General features: G+C 62.7%; 19 protein-coding genes. 8 read left to right on the top strand and 11 right to left on the bottom strand.

What is annotated here, in order from left to right:
* Positions 1-125: 125 nt before the first annotated feature.
* From HAQ05_RS05005 to dapE, 3 genes are read right to left on the bottom strand one after another with little or no spacing between them, the layout of a single operon-like run.
* Entirely contained in the window at positions 126-500 is a 375-nt protein-coding gene (locus HAQ05_RS05005; RefSeq protein ID WP_190418041.1) for a hypothetical protein, read from the bottom strand.
* 21 nt (positions 501-521) lie between these two features.
* Positions 522-1,331: a putative RNA methyltransferase gene (locus HAQ05_RS05000; protein WP_190418039.1), complete on the bottom strand. Its 810-nt coding sequence runs from the start codon at positions 1,329-1,331 to the stop codon at positions 522-524.
* A complete protein-coding gene (gene dapE, locus HAQ05_RS04995) occupies positions 1,331-2,482 on the bottom strand; it encodes a succinyl-diaminopimelate desuccinylase (protein ID WP_190418037.1) in 1,152 nt (383 codons plus the stop codon). Before dapE ends, HAQ05_RS05000 begins: the two co-directional genes overlap by 1 nt.
* Positions 2,483-2,621: 139 nt before the next feature.
* Here dapE and tcdA point away from each other — a divergent pair, with 139 nt between their 5' ends.
* The gene (gene tcdA, locus HAQ05_RS04990; RefSeq protein WP_190418035.1) at positions 2,622-3,437 is read left to right on the top strand and encodes a tRNA cyclic N6-threonylcarbamoyladenosine(37) synthase TcdA; all 816 of its coding nucleotides are present in this window, start codon (positions 2,622-2,624) and stop codon (positions 3,435-3,437) included.
* On the opposite strand, the gene HAQ05_RS04985 is transcribed toward tcdA, so the two are convergent.
* Genes HAQ05_RS04985 through HAQ05_RS04970 form a run of 4 tightly spaced genes read right to left on the bottom strand, consistent with a single transcriptional unit; the run spans position 3,423 to position 6,503 of the window.
* Positions 3,423-3,830, bottom strand: coding sequence for a SufE family protein (locus HAQ05_RS04985; protein ID WP_190418033.1), 408 nt, complete (start codon positions 3,828-3,830; stop codon positions 3,423-3,425). The two genes, tcdA and HAQ05_RS04985, sit on opposite strands and share 15 nt — an antisense overlap.
* The gene (locus tag HAQ05_RS04980; protein WP_190418031.1) at positions 3,827-5,032 is read right to left on the bottom strand and encodes an aminotransferase class V-fold PLP-dependent enzyme; all 1,206 of its coding nucleotides are present in this window, start codon (positions 5,030-5,032) and stop codon (positions 3,827-3,829) included. The genes HAQ05_RS04985 and HAQ05_RS04980 overlap by 4 nt, the downstream gene beginning before the upstream one ends.
* A 55-nt stretch (positions 5,033-5,087) precedes the next feature.
* On the bottom strand, positions 5,088-6,122 hold the full coding sequence (gene dapD, locus HAQ05_RS04975) for a 2,3,4,5-tetrahydropyridine-2,6-dicarboxylate N-succinyltransferase (RefSeq protein WP_190418029.1): 1,035 nt from the start codon (positions 6,120-6,122) through the stop codon (positions 5,088-5,090).
* Positions 6,123-6,158: 36 nt separating this feature from the next.
* Positions 6,159-6,503 carry an ArsC family reductase gene (locus HAQ05_RS04970; protein ID WP_190418027.1) on the bottom strand — a complete coding sequence of 115 codons (345 nt, stop codon included), beginning with the start codon at positions 6,501-6,503 and terminating at the stop codon, positions 6,159-6,161.
* A gap of 230 nt (positions 6,504-6,733) precedes the next feature.
* Here HAQ05_RS04970 and HAQ05_RS28550 point away from each other — a divergent pair, with 230 nt between their 5' ends.
* From HAQ05_RS28550 to HAQ05_RS04960, 3 genes are all read left to right on the top strand, one after another.
* On the top strand, positions 6,734-7,186 hold the full coding sequence (locus HAQ05_RS28550) for a calcium-binding protein (protein ID WP_238936461.1): 453 nt from the start codon (positions 6,734-6,736) through the stop codon (positions 7,184-7,186).
* A gap of 63 nt (positions 7,187-7,249) precedes the next feature.
* Positions 7,250-7,756 (top strand): calcium-binding protein, encoded by a 507-nt coding sequence (locus HAQ05_RS28545; protein WP_238936460.1) that lies wholly within the window; start codon positions 7,250-7,252, stop codon positions 7,754-7,756.
* Between the two features lie 190 nt (positions 7,757-7,946).
* Positions 7,947-9,602, top strand: a complete 1,656-nt coding sequence (locus HAQ05_RS04960; protein WP_190418306.1) for a Na+/H+ antiporter — start codon at positions 7,947-7,949, stop codon at positions 9,600-9,602.
* Here HAQ05_RS04960 and HAQ05_RS04955 read toward each other — a convergent pair.
* The 4 genes from HAQ05_RS04955 to map all read right to left on the bottom strand — a co-directional run bounded on the left by HAQ05_RS04955 (position 9,587) and on the right by map (position 15,129).
* Positions 9,587-10,327, bottom strand: coding sequence for a M12 family metallopeptidase (locus HAQ05_RS04955; RefSeq protein WP_190418025.1), 741 nt, complete (start codon positions 10,325-10,327; stop codon positions 9,587-9,589). The two genes, HAQ05_RS04960 and HAQ05_RS04955, sit on opposite strands and share 16 nt — an antisense overlap.
* 80 nt (positions 10,328-10,407) lie before the next feature.
* Positions 10,408-11,604 (bottom strand): succinyldiaminopimelate transaminase, encoded by a 1,197-nt coding sequence (gene dapC, locus HAQ05_RS04950; RefSeq protein WP_190418024.1) that lies wholly within the window; start codon positions 11,602-11,604, stop codon positions 10,408-10,410.
* Between the two features lie 15 nt (positions 11,605-11,619).
* The gene (locus HAQ05_RS04945; protein ID WP_190418022.1) at positions 11,620-14,313 is read right to left on the bottom strand and encodes a [protein-PII] uridylyltransferase; all 2,694 of its coding nucleotides are present in this window, start codon (positions 14,311-14,313) and stop codon (positions 11,620-11,622) included.
* Between the two features lie 36 nt (positions 14,314-14,349).
* Positions 14,350-15,129: a type I methionyl aminopeptidase gene (map, locus tag HAQ05_RS04940; protein WP_190418020.1), complete on the bottom strand. Its 780-nt coding sequence runs from the start codon at positions 15,127-15,129 to the stop codon at positions 14,350-14,352.
* Positions 15,130-15,472: 343 nt separating this feature from the next.
* On the opposite strand from map, the gene rpsB reads away from it, so the two are divergent.
* The 4 genes from rpsB (at position 15,473) to frr (ending at position 18,718) form a co-directional block, all read left to right on the top strand.
* Positions 15,473-16,213 carry a 30S ribosomal protein S2 gene (gene rpsB, locus HAQ05_RS04935; RefSeq protein ID WP_190418018.1) on the top strand — a complete coding sequence of 247 codons (741 nt, stop codon included), beginning with the start codon at positions 15,473-15,475 and terminating at the stop codon, positions 16,211-16,213.
* 155 nt (positions 16,214-16,368) lie between these two features.
* Positions 16,369-17,235 (top strand): translation elongation factor Ts, encoded by an 867-nt coding sequence (gene tsf, locus HAQ05_RS04930; protein WP_190418016.1) that lies wholly within the window; start codon positions 16,369-16,371, stop codon positions 17,233-17,235.
* A gap of 185 nt (positions 17,236-17,420) precedes the next feature.
* A complete protein-coding gene (gene pyrH / locus HAQ05_RS04925) occupies positions 17,421-18,164 on the top strand; it encodes a UMP kinase (RefSeq protein ID WP_190418015.1) in 744 nt (247 codons plus the stop codon).
* Entirely contained in the window at positions 18,161-18,718 is a 558-nt protein-coding gene (gene frr, locus HAQ05_RS04920) for a ribosome recycling factor (protein WP_190418013.1), read from the top strand. The genes pyrH and frr overlap by 4 nt, the downstream gene beginning before the upstream one ends.
* Positions 18,719-18,723: the final 5 nt, after the last annotated feature.

Raw genomic sequence — 18,723 nt, 5'->3', positions numbered from 1 at the left:
GGCAGCTCGCCTTAGGCATTCAGAAATGCCAGGCCCGGCAGCCGAAGGGTTGGGCCGCGGCGAATACGCGGCCCGGTGATGGCACAGGTAAAGCGGCGGCACCCAGCGGTATCAACCGCTCGGCGTCAGGTGCGCCAGGTGATTTCTTCTTCGCCGTCTGCGCTTACCCGCAGCCAGCGGTCGGCATTTTCCTCGCCGTCTTCTTCCACCCAGCCACCCGGTGCGCAGCGAACCTCCACGGCCAATGCGGCGTGGGCCGCGCGGGCGCAGGCAAGGTCATCCTCCCAGGGCGTGCTGTCGCTCTCCAGGTACAGGCTGTTCCATTTGCCCACTGCATTGGGTACCCATGTAACCGGGGTGCCGCCGGCGCTGCACTTCCAGCTTTGTCCCTTCTGCACCCAGGGGCTGCAAGCCCCTAGGGTGTCGCCCAACCAGGCGGTGATGGCCTTGTGGTCTACGTCAGTGTCTTTGAGGTAGATCTCGATGTCGGGCTGGCGCATGGGCACTCTCTGGGAACGGGTTTAATGGGCTACGAAGTAATCGTAACGCATCGATACGGTGACGCCGAAGGGGCCAGGGTGGTCGACCACCGCAGCGCGACGCTCGGCGCTGGCACGCCAACCATGGGGGGTCATGGCCAGCAGTTGCGCCCGGGAGCCGGGGTCGATCAGTTTCAGCTTGAAGGTGAGTGTTTCGCTGTGCGCCAACGCCATACCGGGCGGTACGAGCGCCAAGTGCTTGTCGTCGGTGTACTCACGCACTTCGTCATACAGGCGCTGGCGCAGCTCCAGCAGGTGGTCGCGGGTGGGCCCTACACGCAACAGGCCACCGCCGGGGCTGAGCAGGCGTTGCGCCTCTTGCCAGTGGAGTGGGCTGAATACGCTGGTGAGTAGTTGGCAACTGCCTACTGGCAACGGAATGCGCGCCATGCTCGCGACCAGCCAGGTGACCTGGGGCGCACGCCGGCAGGCACGTTTGACCGCCTCGCGGGAAATGTCCAGGGCATAGCCGGTGCTGCGCGGTAGCGCTTGGGCCAACTGCGCGGTGTAGTAACCTTCGCCACAACCGATGTCGAGCCAGTTGGCCGGCTGCCGTTCGGCGGCCAGTTCAGCCAACCGCCGGGCCACAGGGGCGTAGTGGCCTTGGTCGAGAAACCCCCGCCGCGCCTCGACCATCGCCTGGTTATCGCCCGGGGCGCGGCTGTTTTTGTGCTGCACCGGTAACAGGTTCAGGTAGCCTTGGCGGGCCCGGTCGAAGCGGTGCCCCGCCGGGCATTGCACACCGTTTGCGGCGTTGTGCAGTGGCGCTGTGCACAGGGGGCAGGTGAGCATCACGCCAGCAGCCTCACCAGCGTGTGATAGTAAATCTCGGCCAACTGCTCAAGGTCGCTGGCCAGCACCCGCTCGTTGATCTGGTGGATGGTGGCGTTCACAGGGCCCAGCTCGACCACCTGGGTGCCGAGGGTGGCGATGAAGCGCCCGTCGGAGGTGCCACCGCTGGTCGATGGCTGAGTGTCGCGGCCGGTCACCGCCTTGATGCTGGCCGCCACCGCATCGAGCAGTTCACCCGGCTCGGTGACAAACGGCAGGCCTGATAATGACCACTCGATGTGCCAGTCCAGGCCGTGCTTATCGAGGATCGTTGCTACCCGTTGCTGCAGGTTTTGCACCGTCGATTCGGTGGAGAAACGAAAGTTGAACTGGGCGGTAAGGGTACCCGGGATCACATTGGTGGCGCCGGTGCCCGCATTCAGGTTCGACACTTGGAAGCTGGTCGGTGGGAAGAAGGCATTGCCATCATCCCAATGCTGGGCGGCAAGCTCGGCCAACGCCGGTGCGGCCAAGTGGATCGGGTTGCGCGCCAGGTGCGGGTAGGCCACATGGCCCTGCATGCCGTTCACGGTCAGGGTGGCGCCGAGCGAGCCGCGGCGGCCGTTCTTGACCACGTCACCGACCAGCGCGGTACTCGATGGCTCGCCGACGATGCACCAGTCCAGGCGTTCACCACGTGCCCGCAGCACTTCGACCACGGCCTTGGTGCCGTGTTGGGCCGGGCCTTCTTCGTCGCTGGTGATCAAATAGGCGAGGGTGCCTTTGTGTCGCGGGTACTCACGCACGAAACGCTCGGTGGCGACCACCATCGCCGCCAGGCTGCCTTTCATGTCGGCCGCACCTCGCCCGCAGAGCATGCCGTTTTCGTCGATTTGTGCAGCGAACGGTTCGTGTTGCCAGGCTTGCACCGGGCCGGTGGGCACCACGTCGGTGTGCCCGGCGAAGCACAGCACCGGGCCACCACCCTCGCCGTGGGTGGCCCAAAAATTATCGACCTCCCCGATGCGCATCGGCTCAAGCCTGAAGCCAGCGGCGCCGAGCCTGCGCATCAGCAGTGCCTGGCAATCGGCATCGACCGGCGTCACCGAGGGGCGGCGGATCAGGTCGCAGGCAAGTTGCAAGGTGGGCGAAAGCGCGGTGGCAGCCGTCATAAGGGCACTCCGACGAAAGGGGTAACGGGCAGGGCGGGTATGGTAATGCAAAATGCGTGGCCGGTCTTGCCCGCCACGGTGCGCAAATGCGCTTGGCTATCGTTATAATGGCCGCCGTTTTTTGCCCTAGGCCCAACCCATGACTGCTGATGACCCCCGCTTTGGCGGTATTGCCCGCCTGTATGGCCATGAAGGGCTCATGCGCCTGCGCGCGGCCCACGTGGCGGTGGTGGGCCTCGGCGGGGTAGGTTCCTGGGCAGCCGAAGCGCTGGCGCGCAGTGCGGTGGGGGAGATCTCGCTGTTTGATCTGGATGATGTGTGCGTGAGCAACACCAACCGCCAGGCCCACGCGCTGCAAGGCAACCTGGGCCGGGCCAAGGTGCAGGTGATGGCCGAGCGGGTGCGCGCGATCAACCCCGCGTGCGTGGTGCATCCGGTAGCTGATTTCGTGACCGCCGACACCCTGGGCGAACACATAACGGACCAATTGGACTGCGTGATCGACTGCATCGACAGCGTCGTGGCCAAGGCGGCGTTGATCGCTTGGTGCAAACGGCGCAAGGTCCAGGTTGTCGTGACCGGTGGCGCCGGTGGCCAGGTCGACCCCACCCAGGTGCGAGTCGGCGACCTCAACCGTACCTACAACGACCCATTGGCGGCGCGGGTGCGCTCGTTGCTGCGGCGCGATTATGGCTTTTCGCGCAACACCTCCCGGCACTACAGCGTGCCGTGCGTATATTCCACCGAACAGTTGCGTTACCCCAAGGCCGACGGCGGCGTGTGCCTGTCCAAAAGCTTTGTGGGCGAGGGTGTACGCCTCGACTGCGCCAGTGGGTTCGGCGCGGCGATGATGGTCACGGCCACCTTTGGGTTGGTGGCGGCGAGCAAGGTGGTGGAGAAATTGGTGGCTGGTGCCCGGCGGCCGGCCGAGCGCCAGGCGCTAGCGCGCAGATAACTGCGCCATGCGCTTGAGCACCGCGTTCAAGCCATTGCTGCGCGACGGCGATAGCTGCCGGCCAAGGCCCAGCGCTTGGAACCAACCGGCCACATCGAGTTGCGCCAACTGCGCCGAGTCGGCGCCGTTCACCCGCACCAATAGCAGGGCCAGCAGCCCGCGCAGCAACCGTGCATCGCTGGTGGCGCGAAAGTGCCAAGTACCGCCATGGGCGTGGGCCACCAGCCATACCTGGCTTTCACAGCCGTGTACGCGATTGGCTTCGGTTTTTTCGGCCTCGCTCAGCGGCTCGAGGCGCTCGCCCCACTGTATCAGCAGCCGCGCGCGCGCCTCCCAGCCTTGTAGCACTTCGAATTCGGCCAACGCCTGGGCGGCCGCGCTGGGTAGGCTCATCGCAGCAGGCCCAGGGCATTATCGAGGGCATCGAAAAAGCACTGCAGGTCGCTGGAGTCGTTGTACAGCGCCAATGACACGCGAATGGCGCCCTGAACGCCCAGCCGTTTGATCAGCGGCATCGTACAATGGTGGCCGGCGCGTACCGCCACCCCCTGTTCGCTGAGCAGTTGGGCAAGGTCGGCCGGGTGTACGCCGGCCACATTGAAGCTGGCCAGTGCCTGCTCCGGCTCACCTAATAGCACGACGCCCTCACGGTCGCGTAGGCCGCGCAGCAATTGGGCATGCAGGGCCGCCTCGTGGGCCAGGACGGCGGCCGTGTCGAGCGCGCCCAGGTAGTCAAGCGCCGCGCCCAGCCCCAGCACAGCGCCGATGGCCGGAGTGCCCGCTTCAAAGCCCAAGGGGGCCGGTTGGAAGGTGGCCCGGTGGTAGTCCGCCTGGTGGACCATCTCGCCGCCGAACTGCCAATGGCTGAGTTGGCCCAGCGCTTCGCCGCGGCCATAGATCACGCCGACACCTTCAGGCGCATACAGCTTATGCCCCGATAACACATAGAAATCGCAGCCCAGCGCCTGAACATCCTGGCGGCCGTGAACCGCCCCCTGGGCCCCATCAACCACGGTGAGCGCGCCCTGTTCGCGGGCAAGGGCCAGCAGCGCCGCCAGCGGTTGTAGCGTACCCAGTACGTTGGACAGTTGGCTCACCGCCAGCAGGCGGGTGCGCGGCCCGATCATTTCGCGGGCTTGGTCGAGGTCGACATGGCCGGCCGCGGTGAGCGGTAACACCACCAGCTCCAAGCCCTTACGCTGGGCCAACTGTTGCCATGGCAGCAGGTTGGCGTGGTGCTCGAGTGCGCTCACGGCGATCTGTTCACCGGCATTGAGCCTGGCCTCCAGGCCATACGCCAGCAGGTTGAACGCAGAGGTGGCGCCATGGCTGAGCAGGATCTGGTTCGGGCCGGGCGCATTGAGCCACTGCGCGATTTTTTCCCGGCTGGCCTCGAAGGCTTGGGTCGCCAGGGCACCGGGTAGGTGCTGGGCCCGGTGTACGTTGGCTGCTCCATGGCTGTAGTAATGGGCCAGCGCATCGATCATTGCCTGGGGCTTTTGCGAAGTGGCGGCGTTGTCGAGGTAGGTTTGCCGTTGGCGCTGGAGCGCGGCGATGGCGGGAAAATCCGCCCGCCAGGGTGAGGCATGGAACATGTGCAGGTGCCCTTGGTCGCTGGCGGGGCCCGCTGCCCCGGCCAGTATCCTTAGTTTAGTTATGGGCGTGCAGCGCTTCGTTCAGCTCGATGGCCGACTTGTGTGTTTTGCACTCCACCGCGCCAGTTTCGGAGTTGCGGCGAAACAGCAGGTCTGGCTGGCCGGCCAACTCCCGCGCCTTGACCACCTTGACCAACTGGTTGGCTTGGTCGAGCAGCGCCACCTTGGTGCCGGCAGTGATGTACAGGCCGGCTTCGACGGTGTTGCGGTCGCCCAGGGGAATGCCAATACCGGCATTGGCGCCGATCAGGCAGCCTTCGCCAACCTTGATCACGATGTTGCCACCCCCGGAGAGCGTGCCCATGGTCGAGCAACCGCCGCCCAGGTCCGAACCCTTGGCGACGAATACGCCGGCGGAAACGCGGCCTTCGATCATGCCTGGGCCCTCGGTACCAGCGTTGAAGTTAACGAAACCCTCATGCATCACTGTGGTGCCTTCGCCGATGTAGGCGCCCAAGCGCACACGGGCAGCGTCGGCGATGCGCACGCCGGCCGGGACCACGTAGTCAGTCATTTTCGGAAACTTGTCGACGCTGAACACTTCGAGCAGTTCGCCTTTGAGGCGGGCCTCCAGTTGCCGCTCGGCCAGTTCGCCGAGGTCTACCGCGCCGTGGCTGGTCCAGGCTACGTTCGGCAGTAACGGGAAGATACCGGCCAGGTTCAGGCCGTGCGGCTTGGCCAGGCGGTGCGAGAGCAGGTGTAGCTTCAGGTACGCCTCCGGCGTGGATGTAAGCGCGGCATCCTCGGCCAGTAGGGTCGCCACCAGCGGCTTGTGGCTCTCGGCCAGGCGGGTCAGCAGCGCGGCCTGGGCGGCGTCGACGTTCTTCAGCGCCTCGGCCAGTTGGGTGGCCTGGGTGTTGCTGAAGGCGATGGCCTGGTTGCCTCCTTGGTACCCCAGCAGCGGCGCGATGGCCTCGATCAACGCTGGGGCGGGGCTGAGCAAAGGCTGGGCATAGAACACTTCCAGCCAGGCGCCCTGGCGGTTCTGGGTGCCGACGCCGAAAGCCAGGCTGAACAGGGTAGTGGGCATGGGTTACCTCGATATCTACGAATGGGGCGCCGGGCGTCAGAGGGCCGCGGCGTAACGGTCGGGCTTGAAGCCAATCAGGGTACGTTCGCCCAGGTCTAGCACCGGGCGCTTGATCATCGATGGCTGCGCAAGCATCAGCTCGATAGCCTTGGCTTGGTCGAGATCGGCCTTGGCGGCATCGTCGAGTTTACGAAAGGTGGTGCCGGCACGGTTGAGCACTGTTTCCCAACCGTGTTCCTGGCACCAGCGCTGCAGGTGCTCGCGGGCGATGCCTTGGGTTTTGTAGTCATGAAAGCTATAGGCCACCCGATGCTCATCGAGCCAGGTGCGGGCTTTTTTCATGGTGTCACAGGCCTTGATGCCGTAAAGAATGTAAGCCATTGATGTAATAGGGGCGGCTGAGTCTCCCCCAACCCCCACGATCTCCCGAAAAACTGATCGGCGAATTATGCGGCATCGATCCGCTCAGCGCCACGGCTGTTGCGCTACAAGGCCGTGGCTGCTTTTGGCGCAAGGCGCTCGCGGCACCGTTTATCTATTTTGCCTGTCGGTATCGCGATCCTTTCCTATTCTTGCTCCCTCAATGAATAAATAACTGAAGGGGAAGCAGGATGCCGTCGATAACTGAACGTACCGATTGGTACGGTACTGCCAAAAGCGATGCGATCAATGGCAATGATGGCAATAACATTCTCTACGGAAACGCCGGTAACGACGTGCTCACGGCCGGCGAGGGTGATGGCGTCAGCGTGCTGATTGGTGGTGAGGGGAAAGACCGGCTGGTGGCCGGGAGCCAGAGCGATACCTTTCGCGTCACCGCGGAGAGCGACAGTTACTACGACAGTACCGGCGGCCATAGCGACCTGATCGTGGGTTTTGATCCGGCCCACGACCTGTTGGACCTCACCGCCGTGGGCTACGACGGCCTCGGCCATGGCTATGGAGGCAGGCTTGAGCTGATCTATAACGAAGCGTTGGACCGCACCTACCTGCGAGGCTACGATTACGACTATACGCCGGGTGGCGATCCGAAATTGTTTCAAGTCGCCTTGCAGGGCGACTAGCGAACCACCCTCACAGATGCCAACTTCTGGCACCTGGAGGAGCGGGATCTTTTCGACGACACTTTGACCGGTACAGACGCGGGCCAAGAAACGCTGTCCGGTGAGGGTGGGCGCGATACCCTCGATGGTGCGGAGGGCGATGACCGCATCGACGGCGGGGCGGATGGCGACTGGCTGACCGGTGGCAGCGGCGCCGACACCTTCTTTTTCTCAGCAGTGGGTGACAGCTACCGCACCGACACCACGGATGTGCGCCACCGCGATTTGATCACGGATTTCAATGCCGCCGACGGTGACTTGATAGACCTGTCTACGCTGGGTTTCACGGGCTTGGGCAATGGCCATGATGGCACCCTGAAGCTCACAGTCAACGCGGCGGGCACACAAACGGCGCTTAAGTCTCTGGACGCCGATGCCGAAGGGCGCAGCTTCGAAATCTTGTTCAATGGCAACCTGCGCAGCGAACTCAGCCAAGGCAGTGTGATCTTCGCCAGCAACGACACCGGCAGCGTCGTCGAACATGAGGTCGGTATCGTCGGTGTAGATCCCACGGTCCCCGATATCGCCTGAACACCTGCCTTACCCCGCGATTTCTGGGCGCTGCGCTTGCCGGCAAAAAGGCGCTTCGCCCAGATGGCACAGCTTACGCCGCCGCTCAGGCGTTAAAACCTTCGGGCGTCACCTTCGACTATCGTTCATCCGCAACCGCTTCGCCTCGGGTTAGACTGCGTACACCACCCGTAACGTTTACTCGATGCCCATGCAAACCGCGTATACCGTTTTGATCCTGCTGCTGCTGGTCAGCGCCTCGAAGCTGGCCTCCCGTGTCATTCCCCTGCCGCTGCCGTTGGTGCAAATCGTCGCCGGCGCCGTGTTGGCCTGGCCGAGCCTGGGGCTACACGTGGCGCTGGACCCAGAGCTGTTTTTGTTCCTGTTCCTGCCGCCGTTGTTGTTTTCTGACGGCTGGCGCATGCCCAAGCGCGAGGCCTGGCGGCTGCGCACACCGATCCTGACATTGGCGGTGGGGCTGGTGCTGTTCACCGTGGTGGGCGCCGGGTATTTCATCCACTGGCTGATCCCGACCATTCCGTTGCCCGTGGCCTTCGCTCTGGCGGCGGTATTGTCGCCTACCGATGCGGTGGCGGTGTCGGCGATTGCCCAGGACCGTTTGCCCGCGACGTTGATGCATGTGTTGCAAGGCGAAGCGTTGATGAACGATGCCTCGGGCTTGGTCACGTTCAAGTTTGCCCTGGCCGCGGCGGTGACCGGGTATTTTTCGCTGGCCGAAGCCAGTGTGTCGTTCCTGATCGTGGCCCTGGGGGGGTTGGCCTTGGGGGTGGCGCTGAGCTGGCTGGTGGGGCGTGGGCGCAGTTGGATGATCGCCCGCGGCTGGGACGACCCGGCCACCCATGTGGTGTTCATGCTATTGCTGCCCTTCGCCACCTACGTATTGGCCGAGCGGATCGGCGTGTCGGGGATTCTCGGCGCGGTGGCGGCGGGGATGATGCAAAGCTGGGTCGATTTGTTGCCCCGCCAGACCAGCACGCGCTTGCTCAACCGCAGCGTGTGGTCGTTGCTCGAATTCGCCTTCAACGGGCTGATCTTCCTGCTGTTGGGCCTGCAGTTGCCCGCGATCGTCCGCGCCGCGGGTGCCGGCGCAGGGTTGTGGGAGGTGTTGCCGCTAAGGCTGTTCCAGGTGCTGGCGATCTTCGTGGTGCTGGTACTGTTGCGCTTTGCCTGGGTGCAGGGTTCCTGGCGTGTGCTGGCGCGGATTCGCCGTTGGCGTGGCCAGCACGCAATCGACAGGGTGCCCACGGCGCGGTCGGCCTGGCTATTGTCGCTGGGCGGTGTACGCGGTGCGGTCACGCTGGCGGGCGTGATGTCGGTGCCTTTGTTGCTGGCGCCCGGGCAGCCGTTTCCTGAGCGCGATGTGTTGTTGTTCATCGCTGCTGGTGTGATCCTGATGTCGTTGATCGCCGCCTGCATCGCCTTGCCGCTATTACTGCGGGGGTTAGCGCAGCCGCAGGATGACCAGCACCGCCAGGAGTTGCGTGATACCTGGAAACGCACGGCTCAAGCGGCCATCGTGGCATTGGAGGTGGCGCAACCGGAGGAGTCGTCGGCTGAGGTCGGGGCGGCCCAGGCAGCGCTGGCCACCGAGGCAAAAGCGCGGGTGATGAACGAATACCGCCACCAACTCGATATGTTCGAAGACTCCGTCGAAGCCCAGGCGTTGGCGCAGCAGGCTGACCTGTTCGAGCGCCGCTTACGCCGCTTGGCGCTGCGAGCACAGCGCCTGGAACTCTACGCGATGCACCGTGACCGAAAGGTTGGCGATGACGTACTGCGTGAGGTGTTGGGCGAGTTGGACCTGCGTGAGGCGAGTGTGGGCAAGCTGCCTCAAGAACGCGGATAGATGCTGGCGATAAGCGCCTTGTCTCGGTCGCTGAGCCGGGTGTTGCGGCCGACTTCCCAATCACCCAGGGTCAGGTCATTGGGAACGGGATAGTGCATGATCGACTCGGGGTCATACGCGGTGTAGCGAGTATCCGCCTTAGGCAGCTTCGCCAGCACTTGTTCGTTTACGTCCTGTTCGCTGTGGCCGGCCTTGGCGTAGTGGCGGTAGAGCTTGGCCAAGTCCCACGGGATGTTCGCCTCGGGGTGCTGGTGCTCGTGCTCTAGGCCTAGGGCATGGCCGAACTCATGCATTACCGTGGCTTCGAAGTCCGAAGCCTGCGGCTTGACCCCCAACACCATGGTGGGCGTCCAGGGGTCGTTGTGCTTGGCATCGGTCCCGATCAGCGAGTAGTTGCGGTTCGAATCTGTGGTGATCCTGACATCGCCCCGGCCCTCGCCGGGTCGGCCTTCGCGGCCATCGATGAACTGCAGGTCGAGGTTGATATGGGGCTGCCACTGCAGGATTGCGCGCTGGATGGCCTGCCAATGCTCGGTATCCAGGGGGTCATCGACCCAGGCGACCGTTAGTGTGCGCCCGGTGGCCCAGAATTTTGTGTGAACACCGACCGAGCGTTTGTGGCGCCCACCACGGCTGGCGGGGGCATTATCGGTGCGTTCTTCGACGGCTGCGGCATAGGCCAGGTCGGGGTCGATGGTGCGAGGAGGTTGGCACAATAGGGGCATGATTGGGGCTCTTTGAAAGGGAGCCCCATGCTAAACAGCCAGCCGCGGCGCACGCGTCTACCTATTCACCACCGGCAGTGTCAGGCATGCTCCACGAAGCGGCGAATGCGCTGCGCCGCTTCCACACATTCGGCCAGGGGCGCCACCAGCGCCATGCGCACGCGGCCGGCACCTGGGTTTAGGCCATCGACCTCGCGCGAGAGGTACGAGCCCGGCACTACGGTCACGTGCTGTTGCTCGAACAGTTCGCGGCAAAACCGTGTGTCGTCCCGGCCCACATTCGGCCACAGGTAAAAGCCGCCGTCCGGGCGGTGCACATCCAGTACCGGCGTGAGAATGTCCAGCACCGCGTCGAATTTGGCGCGGTACAGGGCGCGGTTCTCGCGCACATGGGCTTCATCGTTCCAGGCAGCGATGCTGGCCAATTGTGTTTGCACCGGCATGGCGCAGCCGTGGTAGGTGCGGTACACCAGGTAGGCCTTGAGGATGTCGGCATCCCCGGCTACGAAGCCCGAGCGTAAGCCGGGCAGGTTGGAGCGCTTGGACAAACTGTGGAACACCACGCAGCGCTTGAAGTCGCTGCGCCCCAGCGCCGCGCATGCGCTGAGCAGGCCCGGTGGCGGGCTGGCTTCATCGAAGTAGAGCTCGCTGTAACACTCATCGGCGGCAATCACGAAGTCGTATTCATCGGCCAGGCCGATGAGCTTTTTCAGCGTGGCCAGCGGCACCAGCGCGCCGGTGGGGTTGCCTGGCGAGCACAGGAACAACACTTGGCAGCGGCGCCATACCTCGGCCGGCACCGCGTCGAAGTCGGGGTTGAAGCCGTGGCTTTCCAAGCACGGCAGGTAATGGGGCTCGGCGCCGGCCAACACGGCCGCGCCTTCGTAGATTTGGTAGAACGGGTTGGGGCTGACCACCCAGCCATTCTGGCCCCGTTGCACCACGGTTTGCACGAAGGAGAACAATGCTTCGCGGGTGCCATTGACCGGTAGCACGTGGCGGTTAGGGTCGAGCCAGCCGGGCGCGACGCCGAACCTGCGCTCGCACCAGTGGGCAATGGCCTCACGCAACGCCGGCAGGCCCGCGGTGGTGGGGTAAACGGCCAACTGCTCGAGGTTGTCACACAGCGCCTGGGCGACGAAGGCCGGCGAGGGGTGTTTAGGCTCGCCGATCGACAATGCGATGTGGCGCAGTTGGCCGGCGTGTCGGGCACCCGCCAGCAGCGTGCGCAGCTTTTCGAACGGGTAGGGTTGTAGCAGGTTGAGGGCGTCGTTCATATGAAGGGTCGCAGGTCAGATGCTGATACGCGTGAGTTCGGGCCGTTCGACCGACAATTGCAGCACGATTTCGTCTTGCAGCCGTGTGCACAGTTGGGGGTCGGACAGCGGCTGGTTGGCCGCATCGGTGATGAAGAAAACGTCTTCCACCCGTTCGCCGAGGGTGGCGATCTTGGCGTTCTGCAAAGACAAGTCGAACTCCAGGAAGATCTTGCCGATGCGTGCCAACAGGCCCGGGCGATCGGGGGCGGCCAGCTCCAATACCGTCACCGGGCGCTGCGCGTCGTTGTGGATGGTCACGCGCGGGGCGAAGGCGAAGTGCTTGAGCTGGCGTGGTACCCGGCGTTGGATGATGGCCGGGTACTCGTCGGGGTTGCGCAGCGCCTCGGTGAGCCCAAGGCGGATTTGCTCGACCCGGTCAGGGTTGTTGCCGATCGAGCCGCCTTCGCTGTCGAGCACAATATAGGTGTCGAGGGTGAACTGGCTGCTGGAGGTAATGATGCGCGCGTCATGGATGTTCAGGTTTAGTTGGTCCATGGCCGCCACGGTCACGGCAAAGAAGTCGTGCTGGTCAGGGGCATAGATGAAAATCTGCGTGCCACCTTCGAACTCACGCTGGGTGGTTTCCTTGATCAGTACCAGCGGGTCGCCGCCGCGCGGCTGCTGCAAGATCGCATCGGTGTGCCAAGCCACGTCGCCGGCCGTGTGGCGCAAGAAGTAGTCATCGCCCAATTGGGCCCATAGCTGTTCCACTTCGTCGGGGTCGATACCGCTGCGCACCAGGGTGTCGAGGGCCGCGTGCTGGGTTTGGCGAATCTGCCCTTCGCGGTCCAGGGGGTTTTCCAGGCCGCGGCGCAATGCCAGTTTGGTTTCGGTGTAGAGCTGGCGCAGCAGGCTGGCCCGCCAAGAGTTCCACAGGCTCGGGTTGGTGGCATTGATGTCGGCCACGGTGAGCGTGTAGAGGTAATCCAAGCGGGTTTGGTCTTCGACGAACTGGGCGAAGTCATGGATCACCTGCGGGTCGGAGAGGTCTTTGCGCTGGGCGGTGGTAGACATCACCAGGTGGTGTTGCACCAGCCATACGATCAGCCGGCTGTCCCACGCCGGTAACTGGTGGCGCTTGCAGAACGCCTCGGCATCGGCGGCGCCGAGTTCGGAGTGGTCGCCGCCGCGGCCTTTGCCAATGTCGTGATACAGCCCGGCCATGTAGATCAGTTCGGGCTTGGGTAGCTTGCCCATCAACTTGCTGGCCAGCGGGAACTTCTCCGACACCGGTGTGTATTGCAGTTTGCGCAAATGCTTGATCAGGTTAAGGGTGTGCGCATCTACCGTGTAGATGTGGAACAAGTCATGTTGCATTTGCCCCACGATGTGGCCGAACTCCGGCAGGTAGCGGCCCAGCACCCCGTAACGGTTCATCCGTCGCAGGTTACGGTGGATGCCCATTTCACACTTGAATAACTCTACGAACAGGCTGGTGTTGCGAATATCGTTGCGAAAGTTATCGTCGATCAGGTGCCGGTGCTCGCGGAGCAGGCGAATGGTGTCGGCGCGCACGCCCTTGATCTGCGGGTTCTGCGCCATCAGCACGAACACCTCGAGCATGGCGAACGGGGTGCGCTTGAAAACGTTGGGGTGGGTGGCCTCGATGTAGCCATCGTGCAACTGGAAGCGCGAATTGAGGGGCTGGAGGCAATGGCCGCCGTTGGTTTCGAGAATCACTTCTTCGAAGTGTTGCGTGATCAGATCGCTGAGCTCCGCGATGCTCATCACCACTCGATAGTATTTCTGCATGAAACGCTCGATGGCGAGCTTGGCATCGCCATCCCGATAGCCAAGCCACTCGGCGATCTTGCGCTGGTGGTCGAACAGCAAGCGGTCCTCGGCGCGCCCTGCGAGCATGTGCAGGGCATAGCGCACCTTCCAGAGAAACTCTTGGGAGGAAGCCAACAGGTTGATTTCGCTTTCGACCAAAAAGCCTTGGCTGGCCAGCGCGTGCAGGCTTAGCGTGCCGAACTGGCGCCGTGCCACCCACAGGATGGTCTGGATGTCGCGCAGGCCGCCCGGCCCGCCCTTCACATTCGGCTCCAGGTTATACTCGGTGTCGTTGTATTTGCGATGGCGCGCCCTTTGTTCTTCGCGCTTGGCCAGAAAGAACTCGCGGCTGGGCCACATGTGCTCGGGGCTGGTGGCGTCGATCATGTGCCGGCGCAGCCGGTCGGGGCCGGCGATGGTACGGCATTCCATCAGGTTGGTGATCACCGTGAGGTCGGCGCGGGCTTCATCGGCGCACTCCTGGACCGAACGCACGCTTTGCCCCACCTCCAGGCCAATGTCCCAGAGCAGGGTGAGAAACCGCTCGATCGAATCGCGGAACAGCTCATGGTCGGCACATTCGAGCAAAATCAGCAGGTCGATGTCCGAATAAGGATGCAACTCGCCTCGGCCATACCCGCCAACCGCCACCAGGGCGATATCGGCGTCGTCGCTCCACTCGAATTGCGCCCAGGCCTGTTCCAGGATGTTATCGACGAACCAGGCACGGTCTTCGACCAGCCGGCGGATGTCACGGCCGCTGGAAAAACGTGCGTCAAGCACTTCGCGGGCCTGGCGAATGGCCTTTTTGAACGCGGCGATAGGGCTCGACTTAAGCGCCAGTTCCGCCTGGAACTGGCCGCGATCGAACAACTCCGGATCCACCTGCGGCATCGGATGCACTTCCCTCAGTGTATGTAACGCGGCCATTCAGCCGGTGTGAGCGATGGTGTCGTCGCTGCGCAAGGTGAGCACCTCATAGCCGGTGGGCGTGACCAGTACGGTATGCTCCCATTGTGCCGAGAGCTTGCGGTCCTTGGTAATCGCCGTCCAACCATCGCCGAGCAAGCGGGTTTCGGCCCGGCCCTGGTTGATCATCGGCTCGATGGTGAAGATCATGCCCTCCTTGAGTTCGATGCCCGTGCCGGCGCGGCCGTAGTGCAGTACCTGGGGCTCTTCGTGGAACACTTTGCCGATGCCGTGGCCACAGTACTCGCGCACCACCGAAAAGCCGTTCTTCTCGGCGTGCTTTTGGATCACCTCGCCGATATCCCCCAGGCGCGCGCCGGGCTTGACCACTTCGATGCCCAGGTACATGCATTCTTGGGTGACCTTCGACAGCCGCGCGGCCCATTCGGCGACCTTCCCCACGTGGAACATGCGGCTGGTGTCACCGTGGTAACCATCTTTGATCACGGTGATGTCGATATTCAGTACGTCGCCTTCCTTGAGCGGCTTCTCGTTCGGGATACCGTGGCACACGACATGGTTGACCGAGGTGCAGATCGACTTGGGGAAGCCCTTGTAGTTCAGCGGCGCGGGGATGGCCTTCTGCTCATGGACGATGTAGTCATGGCAGAGGCGATTCAGTTCCTCGGTGGTGACCCCGGGCTTTACGTAGGGTTCGATCATCTCCAGCACGTCGGCGGCGAGGCGGCCAGCGATGCGCATTTTCTCGATGTCCTCGGGGGTTTTGATGTTTACGGTCATTCAAGGCTCTCTTTGCGCGGGCGCAGGTATTCGGTGCGGATTGGGCGATTCTATCAGAGCCGCCAGGGCAGGGCCCGCCGCATCCTTTATATATAGGGCTTAGGGCTGGTGGGTGCATTGTTGCGCGATTTGAGCAAAGGCGCAAAATGGTGCGTGCATTCACAGCCGGCGGTTTCATCCGCAGCCCGGTTGTGGTATAAAGTGCGCCGCTCCGCGGGGGGTAACCGCGAGGGCATGAACCCACACATGCACCGGCACGATGACCTGGGTGCCCTTGGCCATAGGCCGAGGGTTGGATCATTGGGGTGCGTGGAGGCCTAACCCAACTTATCAAGGAACTACCATGTCTCAAGTCAACATGCGCGATATGCTGAAGGCCGGTGTGCACTTCGGCCACCAGACTCGTTACTGGAACCCGAAAATGGGCAAATACATTTTCGGCGCGCGTAACAAAATCCACATCATCAACCTGGAAAAAACCTTGCCGCTGTTCAACGACGCCCTGTCGTTCGTAGAGCGCCTGGCCCAGGGCAAGAACAAAATCCTGTTCGTCGGCACCAAGCGTTCCGCCGGTAAGCTGGTTGCCGAACAGGCCGCGCGTTGCGCTTCGCCTTACGTCGACCATCGCTGGTTGGGCGGCATGCTGACCAACTACAAGACCATTCGCCAGTCGATCAAGCGCCTGCGCGAGCTGGAAACCCAGGCCGAAGACGGTACCTTCGCCAAGCTGACCAAAAAAGAAGCCCTGATGCGCACCCGCGACCTGGAAAAACTGGATCGCTCCCTGGGTGGTATCAAGGACATGGGCGGCCTGCCGGACGCGCTGTTCGTGATCGACGTCGACCACGAGCGCATTGCCATCAGCGAAGCCAACAAGCTGGGCATTCCGGTGATCGGCATTGTCGATACCAACAGCAGCCCTGACGGCGTCGACTACGTGATTCCGGGCAACGATGACGCCATCCGCGCCATCGAGCTGTACATGACCTCCATGGCCGATGCCGTGATCCGTGGTCGCAACAACGTTGCTGGCGGCACGGGTGAATTCGCCCAGGGCGCTACCCAAGAGGCTGTAGAAGGTTGAATCGTTCGCGCCTGACAATGGCTCGATAAGAAAAAAGGGGGCTAGGCCCCCTTTTTGCCACCCGCCGAGGCGCTACGGCGCCCGGCAGGCCCGAATTCAATGCCCGTGATACGCGGGCGGTATGGCCGAAAACCTGTTCGAGAGGATTTTTTCAAATGGCAGAAATTACTGCGGCGTTGGTCAAAGAACTGCGTGAGCGCACTGGCGAAGGCATGATGGACTGCAAAAAGGCCCTCACCAAGGCCGGCGGCGATATCGAGAAAGCCATCGACGACATGCGTGCTTCCGGCGCAATCAAGGCTGCGAAGAAAGCCGGTAACGTCGCTGCCGAAGGTGCTATCGCGATCAAGGACGACGGCAAGGTCGCCGTGCTGATCGAAGTGAACTCGCAGACCGACTTCCTCGCCCTGCAAGAGGACTTCAAGGCATTCGTTGCCGCCAGCCTTGACAAAGCCTTCGCCGAGAAGCTGACCACCGTAGAGCCGCTGATCGCCGCCCAAGAGGCCGATCGCCTGGTGTTGGTCGGTAAAACCGGCGAAAACGTCAACATCCGCCGGCTGGCGCGGGTCGAGGGTGACGTGGTGGGTACCTATCTGCACGGCAACAAAATTGGCGTGGCCGTGGTGCTCAAGGGCGGCAGCGTCGCCTTGGCCAAAGACATTGCCATGCACGTCGCGGCCAGCAACCCGGAGTTCCTGCTGCCTACAGAAGTCTCCGCCGAGGCCATCGAGCGCGAAAAAGGCGTGTTCCTGACCCTCAACGAAGAGAAAATCAAGGGCAAGCCGGCAAACATCGTGGAAAACATGGTGGGCGGGCGTATCAAGAAGTTCCTGGCCGAAGCCAGCCTGGTGGAGCAAGCGTTCGTCAAGAACCCCGAGCTCACCGTAGGCGCCTTGGCCAAGCAAGGCGGCGCCGAGATCGTTTCGTTCACCCGCTTTGCGGTGGGTGAGGGCATCGAGAAGCCCGTCGACAACTTCGCCGACGAAGTTGCCGCCCAGGTCGCTGCTGCCAACAAGCAATAAGACGGGTTTATCTCTGTCGCCCCAAGGAGGCTGCCCGCTCACGCGCGCAGCCTCTTTTTCAACCGACGTACCGTACACCTGGCCCATTCAGCAAGGAAGCCAAGGCGCGATAGGGCTAGAGTTATCCACGGGCGAAAAACGCCCGTACTGTTTTCTTACACAAACGCCGCAGGAGAGACACGCAAATGGCCCAGCAGGTGAGTGGTCGGCAACCTCGCTATAAACGCATTCTGCTCAAACTTAGCGGCGAAGCGCTGATGGGGTCGGAAGACTTCGGCATCGACCCGAAGGTGCTCGACCGCATGGCGTTGGAAGTCGGCCAGTTGGTCGGTATTGGCGTGCAAGTCGGCCTGGTCATCGGCGGCGGCAACCTGTTTCGTGGCGCGGCCCTCAGTGCAGCGGGCATGGACCGGGTCACCGGCGATCATATGGGCATGCTCGCGACCGTGATGAACGCCCTGGCCATGCGCGACGCGCTGGAGCGTTCGAATATCTCGGCGATCGTGATGTCCGCCATTTCGATGGTCGGCGTGACCGACCATTACGATCGTCGCAAAGCCATTCGCCACCTCAAGACCGGCGATGTGGTAATTTTCTCCGCCGGCACCGGCAACCCCTTCTTCACCACCGACTCGGCCGCCTGCCTGCGCGCCATTGAAATCGATGCTGACGTGGTGTTGAAGGCGACCAAGGTCGATGGCGTGTATACGGCCGACCCTTTCAAGGATCCGCATGCCGAGAAGTTCGACCGCCTCACCTACGATGAGGTGCTGGACCGCAAACTCGGTGTTATGGACCTCACGGCCATCTGCCTGTGCCGCGACCACAAGATGCCGCTACGGGTATTCAACATGAACAAGCCTGGTGCCCTGCTGAACATCGTGGTGGGTGGCGCCGAAGGCACATTGATCGAGGAAGGCGAAGCATGATCAACGACATCAAGAAAGACGCTCAGGATCGGATGGCGAAATCCCTGGAGTCCCTGCAGCACGCGTTTGGCCGTATTCGTACCGGCACTGCCCACCCAAGCATTTTGGCGGGTGTGATGGTGCCTTATTACGGTACGGATACGCCGATCAACCAAGTGGCTAGCATCACGGTGAAGGACGCGCGCACGCTGCAGGTGGTTGCGTTTGAGCGAAAGCTGCTAGAGGCGGTAGATAAAGCCATCCAATCCTCCGGGCTGGGTTTCAACCCCACCAACCTGGGTGAGCTGCTGTTGATCCCGATGCCGGCACTGACCGAAGAAACCCGCAAGGGTTTCACCAAGCAAGCCCGCGACGCGGCGGAGGATGCCCGGATCGCGGTGCGCAACATTCGCCGCGATGCATTGACCCAGTTGAAAGATCTGGTCAAGGAAAAAGAAATCAGCGAAGACGAGGAGCGGCGTGCCGCGGACGACGTCCAGAAGCTGACCGATAAGTTCGTGGCAGAGATCGAAGTCGCTATGAAGGCAAAAGAAAAGGACCTCATGGCCATTTAAGGTCG

The organism is Pseudomonas typographi, from assembly GCF_014694385.1.
GTDB classification, from domain to species: domain Bacteria; phylum Pseudomonadota; class Gammaproteobacteria; order Pseudomonadales; family Pseudomonadaceae; genus Aquipseudomonas; species Aquipseudomonas typographi.
Note: the sequence above shows the minus strand (reverse complement) of the source record. Positions and strands in the feature narration are given on the sequence as shown.

Excerpts from the sequence above, each read along its gene's own strand:
- HAQ05_RS04970 (WP_190418027.1), bottom strand. The coding sequence starts at position 6,503 with ATGGCTTACATTCTTTACGGCATCAAGGCCTGTGACACCATGAAAAAA.
- HAQ05_RS04960 (WP_190418306.1), top strand. The coding sequence starts at position 7,947 with ATGCAAACCGCGTATACCGTTTTGATCCTGCTGCTGCTGGTCAGCGCC.
- HAQ05_RS04985 (WP_190418033.1), bottom strand. The coding sequence starts at position 3,830 with ATGAGCCTACCCAGCGCGGCCGCCCAGGCGTTGGCCGAATTCGAAGTG.
- dapE (WP_190418037.1), bottom strand. The coding sequence starts at position 2,482 with ATGACGGCTGCCACCGCGCTTTCGCCCACCTTGCAACTTGCCTGCGAC.
- map (WP_190418020.1), bottom strand. The coding sequence starts at position 15,129 with ATGACCGTAAACATCAAAACCCCCGAGGACATCGAGAAAATGCGCATC.
- HAQ05_RS04980 (WP_190418031.1), bottom strand. The coding sequence starts at position 5,032 with ATGTTCCATGCCTCACCCTGGCGGGCGGATTTTCCCGCCATCGCCGCG.
- rpsB (WP_190418018.1), top strand. The coding sequence starts at position 15,473 with ATGTCTCAAGTCAACATGCGCGATATGCTGAAGGCCGGTGTGCACTTC.
- HAQ05_RS04955 (WP_190418025.1), bottom strand. The coding sequence starts at position 10,327 with ATGCCCCTATTGTGCCAACCTCCTCGCACCATCGACCCCGACCTGGCC.
- HAQ05_RS05000 (WP_190418039.1), bottom strand. The coding sequence starts at position 1,331 with ATGCTCACCTGCCCCCTGTGCACAGCGCCACTGCACAACGCCGCAAAC.
- dapC (WP_190418024.1), bottom strand. The coding sequence starts at position 11,604 with ATGAACGACGCCCTCAACCTGCTACAACCCTACCCGTTCGAAAAGCTG.
- frr (WP_190418013.1), top strand. The coding sequence starts at position 18,161 with ATGATCAACGACATCAAGAAAGACGCTCAGGATCGGATGGCGAAATCC.
- pyrH (WP_190418015.1), top strand. The coding sequence starts at position 17,421 with ATGGCCCAGCAGGTGAGTGGTCGGCAACCTCGCTATAAACGCATTCTG.
- HAQ05_RS04945 (WP_190418022.1), bottom strand. The coding sequence starts at position 14,313 with ATGCCGCAGGTGGATCCGGAGTTGTTCGATCGCGGCCAGTTCCAGGCG.
- dapD (WP_190418029.1), bottom strand. The coding sequence starts at position 6,122 with ATGCCCACTACCCTGTTCAGCCTGGCTTTCGGCGTCGGCACCCAGAAC.
- tsf (WP_190418016.1), top strand. The coding sequence starts at position 16,369 with ATGGCAGAAATTACTGCGGCGTTGGTCAAAGAACTGCGTGAGCGCACT.
- HAQ05_RS05005 (WP_190418041.1), bottom strand. The coding sequence starts at position 500 with ATGCGCCAGCCCGACATCGAGATCTACCTCAAAGACACTGACGTAGAC.
- HAQ05_RS28550 (WP_238936461.1), top strand. The coding sequence starts at position 6,734 with ATGCCGTCGATAACTGAACGTACCGATTGGTACGGTACTGCCAAAAGC.
- tcdA (WP_190418035.1), top strand. The coding sequence starts at position 2,622 with ATGACTGCTGATGACCCCCGCTTTGGCGGTATTGCCCGCCTGTATGGC.